18 protein-coding genes and 1 pseudogene are annotated in these 21,710 nt (G+C 51.7%); 15 read left to right on the forward strand and 4 right to left on the reverse strand.

Features of this window, described 5'->3' with window-relative positions:
- Positions 1-136 precede the first annotated feature (136 nt).
- Positions 137-757 (forward strand): TetR/AcrR family transcriptional regulator, encoded by a 621-nt coding sequence (locus tag ABH899_RS16580; RefSeq protein WP_369998304.1) that lies wholly within the window; start codon positions 137-139, stop codon positions 755-757.
- A gap of 79 nt (positions 758-836) precedes the next feature.
- Positions 837-2,066, forward strand: a complete 1,230-nt coding sequence (locus ABH899_RS16585; RefSeq protein ID WP_369998307.1) for a cytochrome P450 family protein — start codon at positions 837-839, stop codon at positions 2,064-2,066.
- Positions 2,067-2,159: 93 nt separating this feature from the next.
- Here the strand turns inward: ABH899_RS16585 and ABH899_RS16590 are convergent, their stop codons facing one another.
- Positions 2,160-3,590, reverse strand: a complete 1,431-nt coding sequence (locus ABH899_RS16590; RefSeq protein WP_369998309.1) for an aminotransferase-like domain-containing protein — start codon at positions 3,588-3,590, stop codon at positions 2,160-2,162.
- Positions 3,591-3,715: 125 nt separating this feature from the next.
- Between ABH899_RS16590 and ABH899_RS16595 the strand changes: the two genes are divergently transcribed.
- From ABH899_RS16595 to ABH899_RS16615, 5 genes are all read left to right on the forward strand, one after another.
- Entirely contained in the window at positions 3,716-4,516 is an 801-nt protein-coding gene (locus ABH899_RS16595; RefSeq protein WP_369998311.1) for a DMT family transporter, read from the forward strand.
- Between the two features lie 127 nt (positions 4,517-4,643).
- Positions 4,644-5,132 (forward strand): DUF2798 domain-containing protein, encoded by a 489-nt coding sequence (locus ABH899_RS16600; protein ID WP_369999025.1) that lies wholly within the window; start codon positions 4,644-4,646, stop codon positions 5,130-5,132.
- Positions 5,133-5,514: 382 nt separating this feature from the next.
- Entirely contained in the window at positions 5,515-5,916 is a 402-nt protein-coding gene (gene flgB, locus ABH899_RS16605) for a flagellar basal body rod protein FlgB (protein WP_369998314.1), read from the forward strand.
- Between the two features lie 51 nt (positions 5,917-5,967).
- On the forward strand, positions 5,968-6,738 hold the full coding sequence (locus ABH899_RS16610; protein ID WP_369998317.1) for a TerC family protein: 771 nt from the start codon (positions 5,968-5,970) through the stop codon (positions 6,736-6,738).
- A gap of 57 nt (positions 6,739-6,795) precedes the next feature.
- Positions 6,796-7,446 (forward strand): DedA family protein, encoded by a 651-nt coding sequence (locus ABH899_RS16615; RefSeq protein ID WP_369998320.1) that lies wholly within the window; start codon positions 6,796-6,798, stop codon positions 7,444-7,446.
- 128 nt (positions 7,447-7,574) lie between these two features.
- Here the strand turns inward: ABH899_RS16615 and ABH899_RS16620 are convergent, their stop codons facing one another.
- Positions 7,575-8,213 carry a beta-class carbonic anhydrase gene (locus ABH899_RS16620; RefSeq protein ID WP_369998323.1) on the reverse strand — a complete coding sequence of 213 codons (639 nt, stop codon included), beginning with the start codon at positions 8,211-8,213 and terminating at the stop codon, positions 7,575-7,577.
- A 283-nt stretch (positions 8,214-8,496) separates the two neighbouring features.
- On the opposite strand from ABH899_RS16620, the gene ABH899_RS16625 reads away from it, so the two are divergent.
- The 6 genes and pseudogenes from ABH899_RS16625 (at position 8,497) to ABH899_RS16650 (ending at position 16,938) form a co-directional block, all read left to right on the forward strand.
- A complete protein-coding gene (locus ABH899_RS16625; protein WP_369998326.1) occupies positions 8,497-9,480 on the forward strand; it encodes an ABC transporter substrate-binding protein in 984 nt (327 codons plus the stop codon).
- 19 nt (positions 9,481-9,499) lie between these two features.
- Positions 9,500-11,149, forward strand: coding sequence for an AraC family transcriptional regulator (locus tag ABH899_RS16630; protein ID WP_369998329.1), 1,650 nt, complete (start codon positions 9,500-9,502; stop codon positions 11,147-11,149).
- Positions 11,150-11,336: 187 nt separating this feature from the next.
- Positions 11,337-12,125 (forward strand): GNAT family N-acetyltransferase, encoded by a 789-nt coding sequence (locus tag ABH899_RS16635; protein WP_369998332.1) that lies wholly within the window; start codon positions 11,337-11,339, stop codon positions 12,123-12,125.
- Positions 12,126-12,301: 176 nt separating this feature from the next.
- On the forward strand, positions 12,302-12,856 hold the full coding sequence (locus ABH899_RS16640; RefSeq protein ID WP_369998335.1) for a GNAT family N-acetyltransferase: 555 nt from the start codon (positions 12,302-12,304) through the stop codon (positions 12,854-12,856).
- Between the two features lie 421 nt (positions 12,857-13,277).
- The gene (locus tag ABH899_RS16645; protein WP_369998338.1) at positions 13,278-14,999 is read left to right on the forward strand and encodes a proline--tRNA ligase; all 1,722 of its coding nucleotides are present in this window, start codon (positions 13,278-13,280) and stop codon (positions 14,997-14,999) included.
- 401 nt (positions 15,000-15,400) lie between these two features.
- Positions 15,401-16,938, forward strand: a pseudogene (locus ABH899_RS16650) (ABC-F family ATP-binding cassette domain-containing protein).
- Between the two features lie 145 nt (positions 16,939-17,083).
- On the opposite strand, the gene ABH899_RS16655 reads toward ABH899_RS16650, so the two are convergent.
- Positions 17,084-18,520 (reverse strand): MFS transporter, encoded by a 1,437-nt coding sequence (locus ABH899_RS16655; protein ID WP_369998341.1) that lies wholly within the window; start codon positions 18,518-18,520, stop codon positions 17,084-17,086.
- A gap of 435 nt (positions 18,521-18,955) precedes the next feature.
- A complete protein-coding gene (locus ABH899_RS16660) occupies positions 18,956-19,456 on the reverse strand; it encodes an NUDIX hydrolase (RefSeq protein ID WP_369998344.1) in 501 nt (166 codons plus the stop codon).
- Positions 19,457-19,677: 221 nt separating this feature from the next.
- Here ABH899_RS16660 and ABH899_RS16665 point away from each other — a divergent pair, with 221 nt between their 5' ends.
- Both ABH899_RS16665 and ABH899_RS16670 read left to right on the forward strand, forming a co-directional pair.
- Positions 19,678-20,778 carry a threonine aldolase family protein gene (locus ABH899_RS16665; protein WP_369998347.1) on the forward strand — a complete coding sequence of 367 codons (1,101 nt, stop codon included), beginning with the start codon at positions 19,678-19,680 and terminating at the stop codon, positions 20,776-20,778.
- Positions 20,779-20,977: 199 nt separating this feature from the next.
- The gene (locus ABH899_RS16670) at positions 20,978-21,658 is read left to right on the forward strand and encodes a metallophosphoesterase family protein (RefSeq protein ID WP_369998350.1); all 681 of its coding nucleotides are present in this window, start codon (positions 20,978-20,980) and stop codon (positions 21,656-21,658) included.
- Positions 21,659-21,710 lie beyond the last annotated feature (52 nt).

Below are 21,710 nucleotides of genomic sequence, written 5' to 3' on the forward strand. Positions count from 1 at the left end.
TTAAAGCAACAAGAAGCGGCCCTTCTTGAGGCCGTTTTTTTGTTCGGATCGCGTCGATCTCTATATTGACTAACCGGTCAGCATCCGTTACACTTTTATTAACCGATCGGTTAGCATAAAGAAAGGAAGATACCGGTTGCCTTTACAACTTTACGAAAGAGAAGAGATTTTCGAAGCCTGTCTTTCCGTTTTCGCGCGGAACGGGTATAAAGACACTTCGACCGGAATGCTGGCGGAGGCGGCCGGAATTTCCAAGGCACTGATTTTTCACCATTTCAAAAGCAAAAAAATGCTGTATCTCAGCTTGCTGGATCACTGCTTCGAGAAGGCGAGGGAAGAACTCCGGGTGGACACCATTCCGGACTACCGGGATTTTTTTGAAGCGATTGATGCGTACAGCCGCAAAAAACTCGATTATTTCCGCAAGCATCCGGACGAAATGAAATTGATCTACGAGGTCTATTATTCAACACCGGAAGAGCTGAAAGAAGACATTGCCAAGAAATACGGGCATGTGCTTGCTTCCAAGAATGAGGTGTGGGAGCGGTTATTTGACAAAGTGCCCCTTCGGAGCGGAGTGGACCGCAAGCACGCTTTTGAGCTGATTGTGATTACCCTGGAGCATTTCGAGAATAAGTTCGTAGCGGAGGTCACGGATCTTAGCGCCATCGACGACCATTATATCGAAAACATGTTCACGAAAATGAATGAGTTCTGCGTAATGATCCGTCAAGGAATCGCGCAGGATCACGTTTAAAAGGCTGCAGCAGGCTATTTCCCGCATAAACGTTTGCCGTTTTTCCGCTTATTCGCTTTTTATAGAAGGGAGTAAATCCATGGAAAAAATGACTGGCGGCGATCTTAATTCGCCCGAAACGATGCGTGATATCATTTCGTTCTATAAGCGGCTGGCCGCGCAGAAGGAGTCTCTTATCCATTTGGACGATTTTTACGGGATGGGAGGGGCCTGGATCGCTTTTCGTCACGATGATGTGGCCGCGATGCTGAAAGATCCTCGGCTGGTCAAGGATATGAGGAAATACGTGCCGCAGAACGAGCCGGAAGCAGCGGGGGCAAGCACGTATGTGGGCAAACTGTTTGAATGGTTGAGGAACATGCCGAATATGCTTACAGCCGATCCGCCCGATCATACCCGGCTGCGCAGGCTCGCTTCGAAAGCTTTTACGCCCCAGATGATCGAGGGTCTGCGTCCCCGCATCCAGCAGATCGCCGACGAGCTGCTGGATGCTGTCCAGGAGCGGGGGGATATGGATCTTGTCGCGGATTTCGCGGCTCCATTGCCCATTATCGTCATTTCGGAGATGCTGGGGATTCCGGCGGCCGACCGCAGCCTTTTCCGGGGCTGGACTCAGAAGCTCCTGCAAGCCGCAGTGGACCCAAGCCAAGGTTCCGCGGTGGAAGAGACGCTGGAGGAGTTCATCGGGTACATCCGGACGCTGCTGGACGCAAAACGCCTCAATCCCGGCACGGATGTGACGAGCGGTCTTGTCCAGGCTTACGAGCAGGGCGACAAGCTGAGCGAGAACGAGCTTCTCTCGACGATCTGGCTGCTTATCATCGCCGGACATGAAACGACGGTCAACCTGATCGGCAACGGCATGCTCGCGCTGCTTCGGCATCCGGGACAAATGCGCCTGCTCCGGGAAACTCCATCTCTTCTTCGGGGTGCCGTAGAAGAGATGCTGCGCATGGAGGGGCCCGTTGTCATCGCGAGCCGATTTGCCGGAGAGGACATCGCCATGCACGGCAAAGTCATCCGCCAAGGCGAAATTGTGCTGCTGTCTCTTGCCGCCGCCAATGTGGACCCGCAGAAATTTTCCGATGCGGATACGCTGGATATCACCCGCGAAGAGAATGAACATCTCGCCTTCGGCAAAGGGATCCACCACTGCCTCGGCGCGCCGCTTGCCCGCCTGGAAGGGGAGATCGCTTTCGGCACGCTTTTGCGGCGGCTGCCGGACCTGCGTCTGGCAGTCGAACCGGAGCGGCTGGTTTATAACTACGGAAAGCTGCGCTCGCTCACCAGTCTGCCTGTTCTTTTCTGACCCTTCAACTCCAATCGGAGCGCGGCGCAAGTATGTCAGACCGTCGCGCCCCGGATCGGCTTCAGACAATCGCAACATTCCCCGATTTTTCCTCTAACGGACTTCCTCTAACAAAGAAAAAACCACTTCTTTAAACCGCCTTAACCCTGCGCGCAGCTCTGTTTCATTCAAATAGGAATAACTCATGCGCACCCGGGATGTTGGCTCTCTCAGCGGATCGCAGATCGTACCGGGAACGAAGGTGAGGGACTGTTCCATGCAGCGGCTGAGCAGACGGTCCATCGGCACCGAAGCCAGCAGCTCCACCCACAGATTAAAGCCCCCCGCAGGGCTGGTCCATTGCCACCCGGTTCCGGACAATTCCTCCTCCATGATGTCCTTGCGTACGGCAAGGGCAATTCTCAGTTTCGCCAAATGCTGCTGCATCCGTTCGGAAAAGAAATAGTGCAGAAAAATCTTCTGATTCAGCAGGGGAGCCCCGCTGTCGGATAACGATTTGGCCCGGATCAGGTAGTTCATGAACGACGGACGGCAGGCTACGGCGGCAATGCTGAGTCCGGGAGCGATATATTTGCTGAAACTGCGGAGATAAATGACGTATCCTGCCGTATCGTAGGAAAAGAGCGGCAGGGGAGGCTCATCGCCGAAATAGATATCGCGTCCCGGATCGTCCTCGATCAGCAGGCACTTGTACGTTTCCGCCAGCTCCACCAATTTTTTGCGCTGCTCGGCGGGAACCGTGAACCCCGTCGGGTTGTGAAAAGTGGGATTGAGGTAAAAAAGGCGCGGCCTATCGGTCTGCATAATCCGTTCCACCTGCTCCAGATCGTAGCCGGACGGATGAATATCGACCGGGATGATCTGGGCGCCCTGGCGGCTGAAAACGTCTATGGCCGGACTGTAAGTAGGCCGCTCCAGCATGACGGCATCCCTCGGCCTTACGAGGACTCTGGCCACCAAGTCGATCGCCTCCTGGGAACCGGAGGTGATCAACAATTCATCGGGAGACACGAAGAAATGAAAGCCTGTCGTGAAATAACCGCAAAGCGCCTCACGCAGCTCCTGGTCTCCTTGAACGGTAGAGTAGGTGCCCAGCACTTTCGGATACAGATCGAACACTTTTTTTACATACTCCGACAAATAAAGATTCGGCAGCAGATTAGGATCGAGCAGCGCCTTGGAAAATTGATAGTCCGCCTGCACCTGATGGATTTCCGAAAGGTGGCTTTCATGCACATAGGCGGAAACGATCGGATCGTTTAGCGGACCCAGCGTCGACTGGCTGCCGGGATGCGCGTAGTATCCGGATTTATCCTTCACGTACACATCCCCATTGCGCTTCAGCAGCTGATAAGCCTTAAAAACCGTCAGCCGGTGCACCCGAAAGTCCGCGGCCAGCGACCGGATTGAAGGGAGCTTGTCATGCGCCTTCCATTCCCCGCGCCGAATTCTTTCCAGCAGGTAATCGTAAATTTGTTCGAAAAGCTTATCGGAATGGACGTTCGAACGGTTTTCTCTCTCCACAACACATCGCTCTTTTCCTCAGGTTGGTTTTCTCCAGTATAGCCGATTTCGGCGCAAATCTGTTCTGTTCATGGGAAACTGTTCTGTTTGTTCCCGTTTATACTGGGGGAAAAGGAGGAATGGAAATGATCCCGTTCAACTATATCCTGATGTGTTTAATTTTCGGGACAACTTTTTTGGCCATCAAAGTGGGGATCGATGCGGGGGCATCCCCCTTCTTCTCGGCCGGGGTCCGGTTTTTTCTTGCCGGTGCTATCCTCTTTATTGTCATGGTCGCACAAAAAAAGGCGCGGCTCTCGCTGCTGCTCCGCAAAGAGATGCTGCTGCAGACGGGCATGACCCGGCAGAAAATGTCCGCTTCATCCTGGGCGGGCTGTCTGGTGGGATTTGCCGGCGTCGTTATTCTGCTCGTCCCCGGAATGACCGTCGCATTCAGCACGGTATGGGTGGCGGGCTGCATCGCGGTCCTGACGGGGCAGGTTTTTTATTCCGCGGGCACAGTGTATTCCCGGCGGGTTATCCGAAGATTTTCCGATACGTCCCCGATCGCACTGAATGCGGCGCAGATGCTGTACGGGGGACTCATGCTTCTGCTTTTGTCGCTATTCACGGAGCAGGTACATATGGAAGCAATGTTCGTTCCCGAAGCTGTTTTTTCGCTGCTGTATCTGATCGTCTTCGGGTCGATGATGGGGCACACGATCTTCTACTGGCTTGTAGCCAAAACGAATCCCGTTTTTCCGTCCACCTGGCTCTATATTTCTCCGTTGATCGCGCTTAGCCTTGGGGTGGTGCTCTACGGTGAACCTCTCTCGTTTTTGTCGCTGGCAGGAGGCGTTACCATTATTGCGGGCATTCTTCTGATCAACCTCAAGAGTCTGCGGCAATTGGCGGGTGCTCGTTCCCGTTTGGTTGAGCGCAGTTAGACAGCATAGCGGGGGCTGCGGACAAAAGCGGGAAACATTCTGCGTCAAAATGTTCATAAACTTGTCACTTATGCGGAGCCTTCCATTATCCCTATACTAACAAAGGTAAACAGAGAGGATGATGGAATTGCCGACAACGAAGAAAGAAAATGTTTATTTCGGATTGATGATGTGCTGTGGGATGGTCGTGGGTATGATGTCTTATAATTTAGTTACAAACGGCTTGATCGGCACGATAACCTGGAAAAGAATCCTTGTTCAATTCGTGCTTTGCTTCATTATTGCGTTCCTAGTGGAATCGTTTATTGTCGGTCCTGTAGCCAAGAGAATCGCTTTTTCCCTGCCTTTTGACAAGTCTAAGCAGATATTGGTCATTCTGTCCCTTTCATTTTTTATGGTCATCGGAATGGTTCTGATCATGTCAATGTATGGACTCGCGACTTCTTATTTGCTTAACCCTCCGGTAGGAACATCACTGCTTGAAAGTTACTTTTCTTTGATAGTTAAAAACGTTAGTTTTGCTCTGCCTCTGCAGCTCCTTATTGTAGGTCCGACTGCTCGATATTTGTTTAAAAGATTCGTTAAAAGCGAAGAAACAGCGGTATCAGCAAGCTGAATTTGCACAACGTGCCATTTTCGGCGGAATATAACGATTTTTCTTTAATAAAAAGATTGACACGGCTAGACGAATCTGTTAATTTGAGATTAATTTCATACCCTTCAAAGGGGAGTAGCTTATACATGCTTAGTCGTCATTACGTGGCTTGATCGCCTCCGGCTTTGCATGCGACGTAAGATGGATCACGTTGTTAGCGAGACCTTTGCCCTTACGGCAATGGTCTTTTATTTTTTAGCAAAACAGCAGCCTTTGCCGGCCAACCGGTGAAGGCTGCTTTTATTTTGGCCCTATTTCGGGGGAGGGAGGAAAAGCGGCGCCGTTTATCGAGTTCATCTCATTAACGCAGCATCAAGATTACACGAGGAGGAGTGTCAACCCCATGCTAGTTTCTTCGACGACCCGGATGAACGAGAAAGCGCTCGACATTGCGGCGGCCAGGCATCAGGCGATCCTGAGCAATCTTGCAAACGTGGATACCCCCGGTTACAAGAGTCGGTTTGTTTCCTTCGAGGAGGAGCTGGAGAAAGCGACGGAAGGTAAGAGGCCTCTGGAAGGGATTACATCCCACAAGCGGCATTTCAAGATTTCCGGTTCAGGAGAAGCCGGTCTCATTAACACCACGGTTCTCGGGCCGTATGTTTTCAATACCAACGGAAATAGTGTTGATATGGATTACGAGATGTCCCTGATGGCTAAAAATCAGCTGGCTCACTCGGTTTTCGCCGAAAGGGTAAGCGGTCATTACAAGAAAATGAACGGGCTGCTCAGAGACTTGAAATAATCCGCCCGCGCAAAGATTTAACTCAAACTCAAAACTGCAGGAGGATAACGTATGGATGTTTCGCTAATTCTCGAATACGGCTGGGTGCTGCTCGTGCTTGTCGGTCTGGAAGGACTGCTCGCGGCGGATAATGCCCTCGTACTTGCCATCATGGTCAAACATTTACCGGAAGAAGAAAGGAAAAGGGCGCTCTTCTACGGATTGGCTGGCGCTTTCGTCTTCCGTTTTCTATCGCTGTTCATTATTTCTTTTCTCGTTGACGTCTGGCAGGTGCAAGCCATCGGCGCGGTTTATCTGATCTTCATCGCACTCAATCATATTTTTCGCAAAGTTCTGGTCAAGAAGGGTGAAAACGGCGGCAAAAAAGAGAAAGCGGGCAAAGCGGGCTCTTCATTTTGGGCGACGGTTTTCAAGGTCGAGCTGGCCGACATCGCTTTTGCGGTCGATTCCATTCTTGCGGCTGTCGCTTTGGCGGTGGCCCTGCCGGAAAGCGGCCTGCCCAGAATCGGTGGGATGGACGGGGGACAATTCTTCATCGTCTTTGCGGGCGGGCTCATCGGATTGATCATTATGCGTTTTGCCGCTTCCTACTTCGTGAATCTTCTTAACCGGAGACCCGGCCTGGAAATTGCGGCGTTTGTCATTGTGGGATGGGTAGGGGTCAAGCTGATTGTGTATACCTTATCGCATCCGGCGCTTTCCGTTCTGCCCGAAGGATTTGCGAAGCTGCCGGCCTGGAAATATACGTTTTATGCCGTTCTGGTTCTTATTGCCTTGTGCGGCTGGTTTCTGTCGAAAGAAAAAAAAGAAACGGCAGTCTGACAGAGTTGAGATGCGGGATTCCGTTCGTTTAACAAAAGACGGGGAGGAGAGATGCGAATGGAGCAGTGGATTACGGAAACGATGGAGGCGTTCGGCTATTTCGGCATCTTCCTGCTGATCGCACTGGAAAACCTGTTCCCTCCGATTCCTTCGGAGGTCATCCTGACCTTAGGCGGTTTCATGACGACCACATCCGCATTGACCGCATTCGGTGTTATCCTGGCCGCAACCGCCGGTTCCGTTGCGGGGGCGGTCTGCTTGTACGGGGCCGGAAAGCTGATGTCGATGGAACGCCTGCAATCGCTAGCTGCGCGGCACGGTAAGATTCTCCGTCTGAAACCGGAGGACATCGGAAAAGCGGGCTCCTGGTTCGACAAGTACGGAGTATGGGCCGTGTTTCTCGGACGGCTCGTGCCCCTGGTCCGCAGTCTGATTTCAATTCCGGCCGGAAGTGCGGGCATGAGCTTCGTTCCTTTCCTGCTTCTCACTACGGCGGGTTCGCTTATTTGGAACAGTGTCCTTGTCTATGTCGGGGCTGCCGTAGGCGCATCTTGGGAGACGATTGTGGGCTATATGGACATCTATTCGACCGTTATTTATGCCGGACTGGGTCTATCCTGCGCGCTTGTCGGTTTCCTCTACGTGCGCAGGCGGATCATAAAGAGCGAACGGGGAAAAAAATCGTTCGAGATCGGTAACGATAAGTAAAGGACAGGACAAGCCTTTGTGCTTAAAAATGTCGGTAAAAGAAGCCGTATCCGTTCCGGCAGGGAGCAGAAAAAGGAAGGGGTGCCCGCAAATTCCGCGGGCACCCCTTCCTTTTTCTGCTGCGCTAGTCATTTCCCCCTTTCAATTGTGGCGTCTAATGGAGCGGCTTCTGCATTCAGAAGTGCGGACACACCTTCTTTCTGCTGAATGTGTTTTCCCTCAACGATTACATCGAGCCATCCGGTAACCGGATGAATAACCAGCCCGTGTACAAGAACCGATTCCGGGAACAGCGGATGTGATCGTATCATGGAGACACTGTATGCAATGCTTTCTTCCATACTGGAAAATCCGCTCAGCCACCCGTCCAGATCAATGCCGGCATCCGACAGCGTCTGCATATAAGGATCTGAAACACCGAATTGGCGAACGCTCTCGCTATCATCGGCGCTTCTAAAATTCGCCAACCCGCATTCGTGATGACCGATCACATATACTTCCTTAGCCTTCAGTTTGCAAATGGCAAGCAGGATGTTTCTCAGGATGCTTCCGGATGGGTGAGACACGACTGCGCCGGCATTTTGAATAACTTCGGCATCTTCGTTTCGAAATCCGAGCGCCTTGGGCAGGAGTTCCGGAATCTGAGTGTCCATGCAGGTGAGGATCACTATTTTGGTTTCCGGGTATCGGATTGTCTGAAAGGGGAGAGCCTGTTTTTCCTGCACGAAAATACGGTTGTGAGCGAGTATTTCATATAGGTTTGACATGCCATACGACCTCCTTTCCATAAATGTTAAAAATTCAATTTACCAATATTAGTAAAAATACATATTTATGTTAATTTGAGTTTTGAATTTCGTAAATAATAAAATTCAACGGAAAATGATACTTTACAATTAAATACCCGTACTCTATCAAAAATAATGTATTTTCACGGATGTATAAAAAAATATCCCCGATGTGTATTGCGGAAATCTGCGAAAGTGAAGTAGACTAAACCTAAATAATTGAGAATGATTATCAAAATCATTGATAGGGGCGAATGGATACATGAGAGAGAAACGTTCGAAGAGGGCCGTGTGGAACCTGCTGGCAGTACTGGGTTTAACGGCAAGTTTAACCGGTTGCGGGGGACAAGGAGAGAGCGTGGAAAAAGCGGCCGTACAGAGTACTCCCGCAGGGGAGAAATCAACGGAAGATAAACGCGTCGTCAAAGACGCTTTCGGCGAAGTTGAAATTCCGGCCAAGCCGAAAAGGGTGGCGGCCATCTACCTGGAAGATTACGTAACGGCTCTGGGTGTCACTCCGGTTGTCCAGTGGTATCATCCTAACTGGGGGATTCAGGAATATTTGAAGCTGAATGTGCCGAAGTTTGATATGTCCGGAAGTATTGAGGCTCTTTTAGATGCCTCTCCCGATCTGATTGTCGTAGATGGAGGGGCAGACAAAGCCAAATATGACATGTATTCTAAAGTCGCTCCGACTTACCGGCTGCCTGACGAAATGCTGAACGATGCATCCGCTATCCTTAAAACTACGGCGGATCTGCTGGGAATGCCGGATAAGGCAGATACTATTCTCAAGGAATACCGGAAAAAGGTCGACGATGCGAAAACGGCTCTGGATAAAGCCGTCGGCACTGAAAAGGTGGCCGTAATCCGTTTGAACGTGGGAGAAAAAACGTTTACGCTGTTCGGCATCAACAACCGGTTTATCGGTTCCATTCTGTACCGCGATCTGGGACTTACTCCGCCTCCGATGGTCAAAGAGATGAAGGAGTTCCAGCAAATCATCTCCGAAGAAATGATTCCACAGATTGACGCCGATCATATTATCCTGCTGCCTTCCAACGGCACTTGGGCTTCCGAAGAAAACAAAGAAGCCGTTCAGCTTCTAAAAAGCCCGTTTTGGAAGTCGGTTCCTGCGGTCAAAAAAGGACACGTTTACCAAGTGGAACGTACTCACTGGCAAACCGGCGCCTTTTTGGCTAACGGTATGAAAATAGACGATCTGCTAAAGCTACTGGTTAAGTAACTCGTGAGGATGAGCGATCATGAATGACAATCAAGACAGATCGTTTACTCGGCGCGCCTCGTTTTACGAGCTGACCGGTATTAGCCGAGAAACGGCTTCTTCCGGATGGAAACAGGAGGCTGCCGGAGCGGACAGCTATTACGTTATGGCGGTAACGGGCGGAAGCGGCGGCATGGCGCTGAACGGAGACAGTTATGCCGCCGGGCGCGGGAAGTGCTACCTGGCCGCTCCCGGAAGCGGTGCGTGCATCCAATCGGCCGCAGCGGATTTAAGCTTCTACCTCTTGAAATTCGAAGTCCTGGCTAGGCAAACACTTGGCGAGAAAGCCGCAAGCGACTTCGCGGACGCGGCCGACAGACGCGACGAGGTGCCCTCCCGGATGCGGGAAGCTGAGCAGGAGAACCTGCTGGAACCGGGCGAAATCGTCTGCCTGTCCTTTGCCTCCTGCGTTACTATGCTGGAGGCGCTGTATGAGCGCCGCCGGCCGGCCACCGAATTCGAATCGTTCGATTCCTACGTGCGCTTTCAGGAATTTCTGCGCTTCCTCCTGCAGCAGCGCGCTGCCGGTTCCGGCGGCCACGATCCGATGCAGGCGGTGGAACGCTCGATTGCCGTTATCCGGGATAATTACCGGAGCACGCAAACGGTAGAGGGGCTGGCCTCGGCCGCCGGTTTGGACCGCTGGAAGTATTCCCGTCTGTTTAAAGAACGGACGGGAACGACTCCGCTCGATTTTTTGAACCGGATCCGCATCGAACGAACGAAGCGGCTGCTCGTGCTGACCGAGGATCCTTTGTCGGGCATAGCCGGAGATGCCGGTTTCAACAATGAATATTATCTCAACCGGCGGTTTAAGCAGACGGTCGGCATTACGCCGGGACAATACCGGCGCAATCACCGGGAGCATGTCCGGGTGTTCGCTCCGTGCCTGGAAGATTTTTTGCTGGCTCTTGAGATTACGCCGGTTATGCAGTGGTACAGCGAGGGATGGGGAAAGCAGGATTATCTGGGCATGGGTGATGTGCCCGTATTCGACGTTTCGGATGGCAGTCTGGAGCGGCTTACGAAGGAGAAGCCCGATTTCATTTTATTGGACAGCGGTACGCATCCTTCCGGCTACAGCCGCCTCGCCCCCACGTACCGGATGGCTCATCCGGGGGAGGACTGGAGATCCACGCTGGATAAAACGGCGGACCTGCTCGGAAAGAAAGGCCGCGTCCGGGATATTATCGGCGAGTACGAAAGCAGGGCGGACAAAGCAAGACAGGCCCTCGAACGCTCCGTTCGCGATCAGACGGTGGCGTTCCTGCGCATTTCAGCCGAAGCCGTTATCTTGTACGGCGGGCCGGAGCAAGGCTACACGGGTCCCGTTCTTTACGGAGATTTAGGACTGACCCCGCACCGCCTCGTCAGCCAATTAACGGGCCGCTCGCGCAGAAGTGTCGTCTTGACTCCGGATTGGCTGGCCAAGCTGGATGCGGATCATCTGTTTGTGACGTTTGACAGGCGCTGGGGACACACAACCGGAGCCCGTGAAGACGAGCGGCTCGCCCTGCTGCCCGGAGTGCGGAACAACAGCGTCTATGAGGTCGATTTCCTCACTTGGATGAACTATGGCATTCTCTCTCGCGGCAAAAAAATCGACGATGTCTTGAAAGTGCTGGCTTGAGGTTTAACTAAAACGCACGGTGTAATTGGAAGTAAATGGATAGATCATCTTGAATACCCGGCTGGCGCATTCTTACTGGATGCGTCTTTTTTTGCCTCAGCCGCGTACTTGATAGAAGCCATCCTGTCCGTGCTTTTTTCGCCGGGCTGAGGTAAGCTTAACATATACGAATCAGGGAGGGGCCGGGATGAACGAACCGGGAATGGTTACGTTAAACACCGAGAATATCAACCGGGAACATATTTGCTGTGCGATATCGGATAAGAAATGCGCCAACGGAGTCCAGTTGAAAAAGGAATGGCTGCAGCAGCGCTTTCAGGAAGGTTTGCGTTTCAAAAAGCTGGATGTCCGGCAGAAAGTATTCATCGAATATATTCCGGCGGAATATGCCTGGTGTCCGGTGGAAGCTCCCGGTTACATCTATATCAATTGCTTCTGGGTAGCCGGCTCATACAAAGGCAAGGGCTACGGTAAAAAGCTTCTAAGGGAATGCCTGGAGGAAGCGGGTGCGACGAATGGGGCGATAGCGGTAACGAGCCGGACGAAGCGGCCCTATTTATCCGACAAATCTTTTTTTACCCATAACGGATTCGAAGTCTGCGATCAGGCGCCTCCTTATTTCGAGTTAGTCGTGCAGAAATTCAAGGAAGACGCCCCGACACCGAAATTTAAACAAAGCGTTCATGAGCAGAAAGTGGACGTTGTAAAAGGATTTCAGGTTCTGTACACCGCCCAGTGCCCCTATACGGATCATTACGTGGGAGAGCTTGAGGATTGCGCACGCGAGCGTTCCATTCCGGTTGAAACCAGACGAATCGCATCCACCGGAGAAGCGCAATCCGCGCCAACGCCTTACACCAGTTACAGCTTGTTTTATAACGGCCATTTTATCACACACGAGATTTTGACCCGGAGCAAGTTTGAGAAAAATATAGATGGCTGGATACAAAAGTACGGATTGCCTGGTGCCGAATAGACGGCCTATTTGCCGCCCTCGGACGAGTTGCCGGAGAAGAAAGCTGCCTGGAAATTCGATTGGGGAGGCTGAAAGATGAAGGAGAACTACGTGTTTCGTTAAGTCCGTGGACCACCGGTATCCGTTCGTTCCTCATGCTTGTGCGGTTGCAAAAACAAACAGTCGGGAGGATGGACATGGATATTCGGATCAGAGAATTAACCGCGGAGGACGAATTCGAGGGCATTGAAGTGGACGGGAGCTTTATCGTCGATTCCGTTCTCGTCCTTACTCTTGAGGACCGGCGGATCGGCTATGCGGTTGAAGAAGTGCCCCGCTATACGAAAAGGTATGCGGACGAGCCGGACGCGGAAACGGAGGACACCGGGTATGCCGGCTATATCGGAAATCCCGATCAAGTCATGTATCTGGCCTGCATGGATAACCGGATCGCAGGTCAAATTTTGCTTAGGAAGAACTGGAACGGGTACGCTTATGTCGAGGACATTAAAGTAGACCCCGCCTACCGAAGATACGGCGTCGGCCGCAGGCTGATTGACCAGGCCAAGAACTGGGCGAGGGCAGGGGGATTGGCGGGGATCATGCTGGAGACGCAAAACAATAACGTGCGGGCCTGCAAATTTTATGAAAGCTGCGGGTTTGTCCTAGGCGGATTCGACTCCTGCTTGTATAAAGGTCTCGACAAACAAAGCAATGAAATTGCGCTGTACTGGTACCTCATATTCGACTAAAATTACGCCTCCCTGAATCGGGCAGATTAACCTGAACCGGTGGTCCGCACCAGCCACAAAGTGAGGCCCTTGGTATTACCCGCTTGACGGCGGCAAAACTTTCATGTAAATTGATAAAAATAATTACACGTGAAAAGCGTTGAACAAGGATACAGAGTTCAGCGATCGCCGTACAGAGATGAAACCCGCCGGCTGAAAGGTTTCACGAAGCGATTGGACTCTCTCCCGCCTTGCCAGCTGTAACGGAAACCTCAATTGAGAATGCTGGTTAACCGTTACCGGGTCATGCCGTTATCCGAATGAGGACCTCGCACACCTGCGCGGTTGAATTAGGGTGGTAACACGACACATTCGTCCCTGACGGATGTGTCTTTTTGTTTTTTTTCGGGCTTCAACATGATCATACAAAGGAGAGGGAACAATGCGCCAAAGCCGATTATTGCTGACAACTTTACGAGAATCTCCCGCGGACGCCGAAGTGATCAGTCACCGGCTCATGCTGCGGGCGGGATTTATCCGCCAACTGGCGGCCGGGATTTATACTTACTTGCCCCTAGGAAGAAGAGTTCTGCGCAAGGCGGAGCAGATCGTACGCGAGGAGATGGATAGGGCGGGGGCCCAGGAAATGCTTATGCCTGTTCTGCAGCCTGCCGAGCTGTGGAAAGAATCGGGAAGATACTCGGTCTACGGCCCGGAATTGATGCGACTGAACGACCGGCACGACCGGGAATTCACGCTGGGACCGACACATGAGGAAGTCATTACTTCGATCATGCGGGGGGAGATAAATTCTTACCGCAAACTGCCGGTCACGCTCTATCAGATCCAGACGAAATTCCGAGATGAGCGTCGTCCCCGTTTCGGCCTGCTGCGCGGACGCGAGTTTCTTATGAAAGACGCCTATTCCTTCGATACCGATTGGGAAGGGCTGGATGAATCGTACCGGCAGATGTTTCAAACTTACAGCCGGATACTAACGCGTTGTGAAGTAAATTTCCGTGCAGTCGAGGCCGATGCGGGTGCGATAGGCGGAGAAGGCGGCACCCACGAATTTATGGCGCTGGCCGATATCGGGGAAGATACGATTGCCGCTTGCACCGTTTGTGAATATGCGGCTAACCTGGAACGAGCGGAATCACGGACCGTGCGGACGGATTCCGTCGAACGATCGGAGGAAAAGGCCGTTAAGTTTCATACGCCTGACATCCGTACGATCGGTCAGCTCGTTCAGTCGCTGGGCATACCTCCTTCCGATATCATGAAAACGATTGTTTATACGGCCGATACCAGAACCGTCGCCGTTGTCGTAAGAGGTGACCGGGAAGTGAACGAAATTAAAGTGAAAAATTATCTCCGGGCCGATGATCTCTCCATAGCGGATGCAGCAACTGTGGAGGAAGCAACCGGCGCGCCTGCGGGCTTTGTCGGGCCTTTGGGCCTGAACATTCCCCTCCTGGTCGATGAAGAGGTCCTCGGAATGGCTTATGGAATCGCAGGGGCCAACGAAGCGGACTATCACTACAGAAACCTCAATCCGGGCCGTGATTTGGCGGATTCGGAAGTCGGCGATTTCCGTCAAGCGGCAGAAGGAGACAGATGTCCGCGTTGTACCGAAGGTGTGCTGAAATTATCGCGCGGGATTGAAATCGGGCATGTATTTAAACTGGGAACGAAGTACAGCGATAAACTGGAAGCGTCTTTCCTGGACGCGGCCGGCAGAAGCACCCGCATGATCATGGGCTGTTACGGAATCGGCGTTTCCCGTATTCTTTCCGCCGTGATCGAGCAGAATCATGATACGAACGGCATAATCTGGCCTCTGGCTCTGGCGCCTTATCAGGTTCATCTCATTCCGGTCTCTATCAAAGACGACGTTCAAGTTCAAGCGGCGAATGACATTTACCGGCGTCTTCAAGAGAACGGGATCGAGGTGCTGATGGATGACAGAGACGAACGCCCCGGTGTTAAATTCAAGGATTCGGACTTGATCGGGATTCCATTCCGCCTTGTAATCGGCAAAGACGCCGGGCAAGGCAAGGTGGAGTTTGTAGAACGCAGAAGCGGGTTGAAAGAAACCATCCCCCTCCAAGTTGCTTGCGAGCGGATTCTCAATCAGGTTCGTTTATCCAAATCCACGTATTGACAAGGGCGCAAGAGCGTTATAGAATAGCTCCAAATGAAAGGAAGTATTCCGCATGAACCGCTGGGAAACTGAAAAACGATATCCAAAACGCTGCTCCGAACAATCGGAACCAAACGATGAAACGTTGTCCGGAGCTTAATCGAGAAGCGAAACGCTTTTCATTCATCGGCTGATAGCATTCAAATTTCGCATGAAACCTTCGTGCTTATTTGAACTGCTGTCCGCCGGTTAGATTAAGGCTGCAGACAATATTTTGTCTGCAGCCTTTTGTGATACCTTGTTCAGTTTCCGGCTGAAGATCGTATTGCTGTATTTGCACGCAAAATACAGAAAGCAGAGGGCTTGTGCCGTATCGGCGCAATCTTTCTGCTTTTTTTTATGAGGAAAAGGAGAAGACACACATGAGCTTACTGGAGATTACAGGCATGTCCCACTCGTTCGGAGACAGAACGTTATATAAACAGGTCGATTTTGAATTGTTTAAAGGGGAACACTTGGGTGTCGTCGGGCAGAACGGCACAGGAAAAAGCACCCTGCTGGGCATTTTAACGGGAAAAATTATATCCGATGAGGGAACGGTCCGATGGCAGTCGAACATCCGGATCGGTTATCTCGACCAGTACGCCGTCATCGACGGAAACCGGACAATAAGGGAGTATTTGAAAACGGCTTTTGCCTCCCTGTTCGAACTGGAAACGAAAATGAACGCCCTCTATGAAGAGAGCGCAAGCACCGGAGTGGAAGAACCGCTGCTGAAAGCCGCACACTATCAGGAAGAGCTGGAGAGGCAGCAATTTTATGAGGTGGACAGTACAATTCAGAAGGTCGCGAACGGACTCGGGCTGAGCGCCATCGGTACCGGCCGTCCCATTCAAGAATTGAGCGGAGGGCAGCGGGCCAAGGTCATTCTGGCCAAGCTTCTTCTGGAAAAACCGGATGTGCTGCTGCTCGACGAGCCTACGAATTTTCTCGATAAAGAGCATGTCAGCTGGTTGGCGGATTATTTAACGTCCTTAACTAACGCTTTCGTCGTGATTTCGCATGATGCTGCCTTTCTCGATAAAATCACGACCGGCATTTGCGATATAGAAGGCGGATCGATCAAAAAATACCCGGGCCAATATTCGCATTTCCTCCGGCAAAAGGAGCATTTACGGGAGGATCATATCCGGCAGTACAACGCCCAGCAGAAAACGATTCAAAGGACAGAGGCGTATATCCGTAAAAATAAGGCCGGAGTTAACTCCAGAATCGCCCGCGGACGCCAAAAGCAGCTGGATAAAATCGAGCGGATCGAGGCGCCTGCTTTTGTCGCTAGGCCGTTCATCCGCTTTAGTGAACTGCCGCTGGGGTCTCAGACGGCTCTTCGTGTAAACGAACTGGAAGCCGGGTATGCGGCGCCTCTGCTGCCCAAGTTAACTTTTTCCGTCAGAAGCGGGGAAAAGATCGTCATCACCGGATTTAACGGGATCGGAAAATCCACGCTGCTCAAAACGCTCATGCGAAGGATTCCGGTTATTTCCGGCGAATTCCGTTTTGGGGAACATGTTAAGACCGGCTACTATGAGCAGGACTTGATCTGGGAAGACGACGCTCTGACACCGGTTCGGTTTTTAGCGGACTGTTATCCGCAGCTGAACAACAAAGAAATCAGGCGTCACTTGGCACAATGCGGAGTAAATGAAACGAGAGCTTCCCAAACACTTCGTACGCTGAGCGGAGGGGAGCAGTCGAAAGTGAAACTATGCGGTTTGCTGCTTTCGCCCTGTAATGTGCTCATCATGGACGAACCGACCAATCATCTGGATGCGGAAGCGAAAGACGCTTTGCGCGATGCTTTATTCACTTCGGCGGCACCCTTATTCTGGTATCTCATGAACAGAAATTTTATGAGGGATGGGTGGACCGGGTTCTCGAAATCGGCCGACGGAAGGGCTGATTGGATGAGGAAGGTTATACGCGTCCCATCGCAACCAGTATTGTAGGAAAGAAAAGCACCGGGAAGCGGGCCGTTTTCGTTTGGCTCGAATGTCCCGGTGCTTTTTTTGCATGGAAGAGAATGGAAACATGCAGATCTGCTTTAATTAACGTGAAGTTTCACTCGAATTTTTCTGTTTGCCGCTCTGCAGACCGGCTGAAAACACAAGCGCGATGATCACCGCGGCAGCTATTGCCAGAAAAGCATCGGAGTAAGGAGCGGCGTCCAGAACATAGAACGGATTCAGCGGATCTTGCGCGGCTTCTTTACGCGCCGCCAGAAAGGCTCCGATAACGGAAGCGCCTGTTCCGGCCCCGAGGAATAAGGCCCCTTGGAAGATTCCGAGCCCCGCGCCTAGCTGTTCGTTTTCGAGCGTACTTGCAGCAGCGTTGTTCGCCGGCGAATTCGTAAAGGCGACGCCGAAGCCCAGCCCGAGCATTCCGGTCGCAGCCAACAGAGGAGAACTCCCCGCTGCAAAAGTGGAAATGAACAAAAGTGAAATGCCCATGACCGAAAGTCCGGCGGCGACCGGTATTTTAGCTCCGATCCGGTCGGAAAGACGGCCGGCCGCAGGGGAAAAGACGGCTACAGCCGCGGCACCCGGCAGCAGGACAAGTCCGGCTGCCCCGGGGGAGAGGCCGTTGACTTCGACGATCAGAAGCGGCACGAAGACGAGCGACGAGACGTAAGCGAACATCGTGAAGAAACCGGCCAAGACTGCCGCCATATAGCCTTTGTTTGCTAACAAGGCAGGTGGAAGGAAGGGGTGCTCCGCCGTGAAAATTCGCCAGATGAAGGCGGCTATCATAAGACTAGCGCCTGCCAGACTGCCCCAGGAGGATAACGACCGGAATCCTTCCGCCTGTCCCTGGGTGACGCCGAAAAGGAATAAACCCGCCGCCAGGCCGAACAAGATCCCGCCAAGCAGATCGAAACGGCGCTCTTTTGCGGTTTCGGTTCCGGGATGTCCGCCCGGGAGCACATAAAGAGCGCAGGGAAGAAGCGCCAGCAGCAGCACAAGAGTGATCCAGAAGAGCGCGGGCCAGCCGAACAGTTGACCGACAAGACCGCCGAAGATCGGCCCGACTGCCGTTCCGATGCCAATGCTGCCTGCAAGGATGCCGAGTGCGGCGCCTCTGCTTCCGGACGGAAGAACTTGGGAGACCGTGATGACGGAAAGGACCGGAATGGCCGCGGAGCCCGCCCCTTGCAGCATACGGCCCAGTACCAAAATCAGAAGGGTAGGGGCGGCTGCGCAGACGAGGCTTCCGGCCGCAAATATCAGGAGAGCAAGCGGATAAAGCCTCCGTAAACTGAAAAAGTCCGAAATTCGGCCGTAGAACGGGACACCGATGGCGATCACGAGCAGAACCCCGGTGACTACCCAGCCTGCCTGAGCATCGGAAGCTCCGAAATCTTTGCGGATGAGAGGCAGAACCGGATTGACCATATCGGCTGTCATACAGGCCACGAATAAGGAAAAGACAAGTACAAGCAGCAGGGGAAGCTGCCGGGTTCTTTTAGAATTGGCTTGAACGTTCATTTGTGTTTACCTCCTAAAATTAAAGTGGGTTCAATCTTAGGAGGGGGTTCCCATGTTTTATTTATCACGAACAGTCACCTCCCTTCAGGCAGAAGAACAAGGGCAAAAAAGTACGCAAAAAAGACGCCTCAACAAACCGGCGCCAAGTCGTTGCGTGTTAAATTAAAATCTGCTGGTTAATCAGAAACGTCCATTCACTTTGCAGATTCCATTACGCGAGGCAAAAAGCATCCGGTGGTTGTAACTATGAAATTTCGTTTTAACATTGCACGAAAAAAGGCAGACGGATCCCGTTGCAGGTTGATCTCCGGATTTTTTGATTTTATTTTTTACCGGAACGAAAATCGTTTCCATCGCTTTTTGCCTCCTTTCCTGCGTGATTGACTCTAATAGTATTCGATATCGCTTAGAAAAACAACTTGGCTTACAGCTTCGTTACATAAGATTTTTCAAATAATCATCTTTCCACTGAAAATAAACTTCGTTATTTTCCTTATGCGAAAACAAATGCTTAGGGTATGGCAAAGCCAGTTCAGGCATCTGTTCCGGGCTGAAATAACGAAGTTCGGCTGTTTCGCTGTCTAAGGGATTCAAGGTGCCGGATTGAACGGCGCAATCAAACATAAAAACGTTATATTCCACTTTATGGCCGTTCGGATATTGATAGCGGTATTCCTTTCCGCCGAATACGCCTATCAACTTGCTCGGGAAAACATACAGTCCCGTTTCTTCGCGCACTTCGCGAACTACCGCCTCGGCAGGCGTCTCCCCAAGTTCAATGGCTCCTGCCGGCAGACTCCATTTCTCACCGTTTCCTTTGTTTTGCAATAAGATTTTTCCCGACTCATTACGAATAATTCCCGCAACGCTTGGCATGAAGATCCATTCACTGCCCGCTTTTTCTCGCAGATTTTTATAGTAATCAGACATTCCCATTTCAACTACCACCTTAAATTTTTATGCAAAACAGTAGTATTCGTTCTTGATTGGGAACTTCCTTCTTATGTACCCAGTCTTATTGCTTATCAATGAAAAAGGACGACCCAATCGTGGGGTTATATATGAAAAATGTCATTTGCTCCTGCAAAAATCAATATCTTTGACGGGCGGGATTTAGTATGCTAATAGATAAGACTTTACCGTAGGGGGGATGCTGGTTGAACGATAAAGAATCTTTAAAAGAGGCCTTTAAACGGGCGCCTTATCCGCTGGGCGGCAACGGGCCCCGGGATATCGGAATCTTGAAGCAGGTCTTTGACGAGATCGAGGGAACGCTGGAAAGTGACGTTTACGGAACGGGGACGCTGATTGAGGAGTTTCAAAGCAAAATAGCCGCCTACCTGGGCAAGGAAACGGCCGTATTTTTCCCGAGCGGAACGATGGCGCAGCAAATTGCGCTAAGAATCTGGTGCGATGAAAAAGGAAGCAGGCGGGTCGCGTATCATCCGCTCTGTCACCTTGAAATACATGAGGAAGACGGCTTGAAGGAGCTGCACCGCATAGAGCCGGTTTTGCTGGCCGACAAGGACCGGCTGATTACGCTTGAGGATGTGAAGCAGTTAGACGGGGAAATTTCCTGTCTGCTTCTGGAGCTGCCGCAGCGGGAAATCGGCGGCCAACTGCCGGCATTCGAAGAGCTGGAGGCCATTTCTGCTTCCTGCCGCGAAAGAGGCATTAAGCTTCATTTGGACGGGGCGAGATTGTTCGAAATTACGCCTTACTACGGAAAATCGGCCGCTGAGATAGGTGCGCTGTTTGACAGCGTCTACGTGTCCTTTTACAAAGGAATAGGCGGAATTGCAGGGGCCGTACTGGCGGGCGGCCGTGATTTTACGGAGCGGTCCAAAGTGTGGAAAAGACGCCACGGCGGCGATCTGATTAGTCTTTACCCGTACATAATCACATCGGATTATTATTTCGACCGGCGGATCGGCAGGATGGCACAGTACTTCGAGGAAGCGAAGGAACTCGCCGCTTTCTTCAATGACTGCGAGGGCGTTTATACAAAACCCGCGGTTCCGGTGTCCAACATGTTCCATATCCATTTTAAGCTGCCGGAGACGGCAATTCTTCCGATTCTCACCGCAGTATCCGAGGCCACGGGGGTAGGATTGGCTTCTTGGCTGCATGAGCGTGAAGAAGGAACCTGCTACACCGAGATCAGCGTGGGCGACCGGTACGAGAATGTGCCCAAAGACAAGATCCGGGAAGCATTCCGCCTGCTGAAGGAGAAGTTGGAAGCGGCGTTATTCGCGTAAGCGGAGCAGTCCGGTTAGATGTCGGGACCTTCTTTATCCTGTCCGGCATGTGGAGAGGATGGAAGGGAGGACGTAGTCGTACAACCTAAATACGGATATTAATTAATGGTATTAATTATTTGATATATTTAATCTCATTAACTATTTCGCGGAATCATTTTTCATCCGTCTGTCATCTACACACGAAAGAAGGAACGATATGAAACGAACGCTGGTTGTCAGTGACATACATGGGGAAATAGACAAATTAACAAGGCTGCTGGAAAAGGTGAGCTACAATCCCCTTCGGGATCAGTTGATTTTGCTCGGCGATTATGTGGATAAGGGGCCCGATTCCAGAAGAGTGGTGGAGAAGGTGATGCAGCTTCACCGGGAAGGCGCGATCGTCCTCAAAGGGAACCACGATCATATGATGGTCAAATCGTTCGAACGGGACCCTGTATTCATCGAACGCTGGTTCCGGAATGGGGCACGTGCAACATTAACCAGCTATGAACATGCGGGGGCCGTTTCGGAAGCTCCTGCTCCCGAAACAATGGAGCTTACGCCTCTGCTGGAGGAACACCTTTCCTTTTTGGACGGCCTTCAAACCTATTATGAAACCGAAGATACCATTTTTGTTCATGCCGGGGTGCATCCTTCGACTTCGCTTGCAGAGACGGATGCTTATGTGCTGATGTGGATCCGCGACGAGTTTCACAAGGGCTACCGGGGCGAGAAAACGGTCGTGTTCGGGCACACAATAACGGAAACCCTTCACGGCAAGCGGGATGTTTATTTCGGCGACAACAACATCATCGGAATCGACGGCGGAGCCGTATACGGAGGGGTGCTGCACTGCCTCGAGCTGCCGGGCCGGAACGTCTATTCCGTCGACTAAACAAACTTGTGCACCGGAAAACAATTCTTGAAAAAACACACTCGCGAAGCGA

The organism is Paenibacillus sp. RC84 (genome assembly GCF_041260495.1).
Taxonomy (GTDB): domain Bacteria; phylum Bacillota; class Bacilli; order Paenibacillales; family NBRC-103111; genus Paenibacillus_F.

Excerpts from the sequence above, each read along its gene's own strand:
- ABH899_RS16585 (WP_369998307.1), top strand. The coding sequence starts at position 837 with ATGGAAAAAATGACTGGCGGCGATCTTAATTCGCCCGAAACGATGCGT.
- ABH899_RS16595 (WP_369998311.1), top strand. The coding sequence starts at position 3,716 with ATGATCCCGTTCAACTATATCCTGATGTGTTTAATTTTCGGGACAACT.
- flgB (WP_369998314.1), top strand. The coding sequence starts at position 5,515 with ATGCTAGTTTCTTCGACGACCCGGATGAACGAGAAAGCGCTCGACATT.
- ABH899_RS16610 (WP_369998317.1), top strand. The coding sequence starts at position 5,968 with ATGGATGTTTCGCTAATTCTCGAATACGGCTGGGTGCTGCTCGTGCTT.
- ABH899_RS16615 (WP_369998320.1), top strand. The coding sequence starts at position 6,796 with ATGGAGCAGTGGATTACGGAAACGATGGAGGCGTTCGGCTATTTCGGC.
- ABH899_RS16620 (WP_369998323.1), bottom strand. The coding sequence starts at position 8,213 with ATGTCAAACCTATATGAAATACTCGCTCACAACCGTATTTTCGTGCAG.
- ABH899_RS16625 (WP_369998326.1), top strand. The coding sequence starts at position 8,497 with ATGAGAGAGAAACGTTCGAAGAGGGCCGTGTGGAACCTGCTGGCAGTA.
- ABH899_RS16630 (WP_369998329.1), top strand. The coding sequence starts at position 9,500 with ATGAATGACAATCAAGACAGATCGTTTACTCGGCGCGCCTCGTTTTAC.
- ABH899_RS16635 (WP_369998332.1), top strand. The coding sequence starts at position 11,337 with ATGAACGAACCGGGAATGGTTACGTTAAACACCGAGAATATCAACCGG.
- ABH899_RS16640 (WP_369998335.1), top strand. The coding sequence starts at position 12,302 with ATGGATATTCGGATCAGAGAATTAACCGCGGAGGACGAATTCGAGGGC.
- ABH899_RS16645 (WP_369998338.1), top strand. The coding sequence starts at position 13,278 with ATGCGCCAAAGCCGATTATTGCTGACAACTTTACGAGAATCTCCCGCG.
- ABH899_RS16655 (WP_369998341.1), bottom strand. The coding sequence starts at position 18,520 with ATGAACGTTCAAGCCAATTCTAAAAGAACCCGGCAGCTTCCCCTGCTG.
- ABH899_RS16660 (WP_369998344.1), bottom strand. The coding sequence starts at position 19,456 with ATGGGAATGTCTGATTACTATAAAAATCTGCGAGAAAAAGCGGGCAGT.
- ABH899_RS16670 (WP_369998350.1), top strand. The coding sequence starts at position 20,978 with ATGAAACGAACGCTGGTTGTCAGTGACATACATGGGGAAATAGACAAA.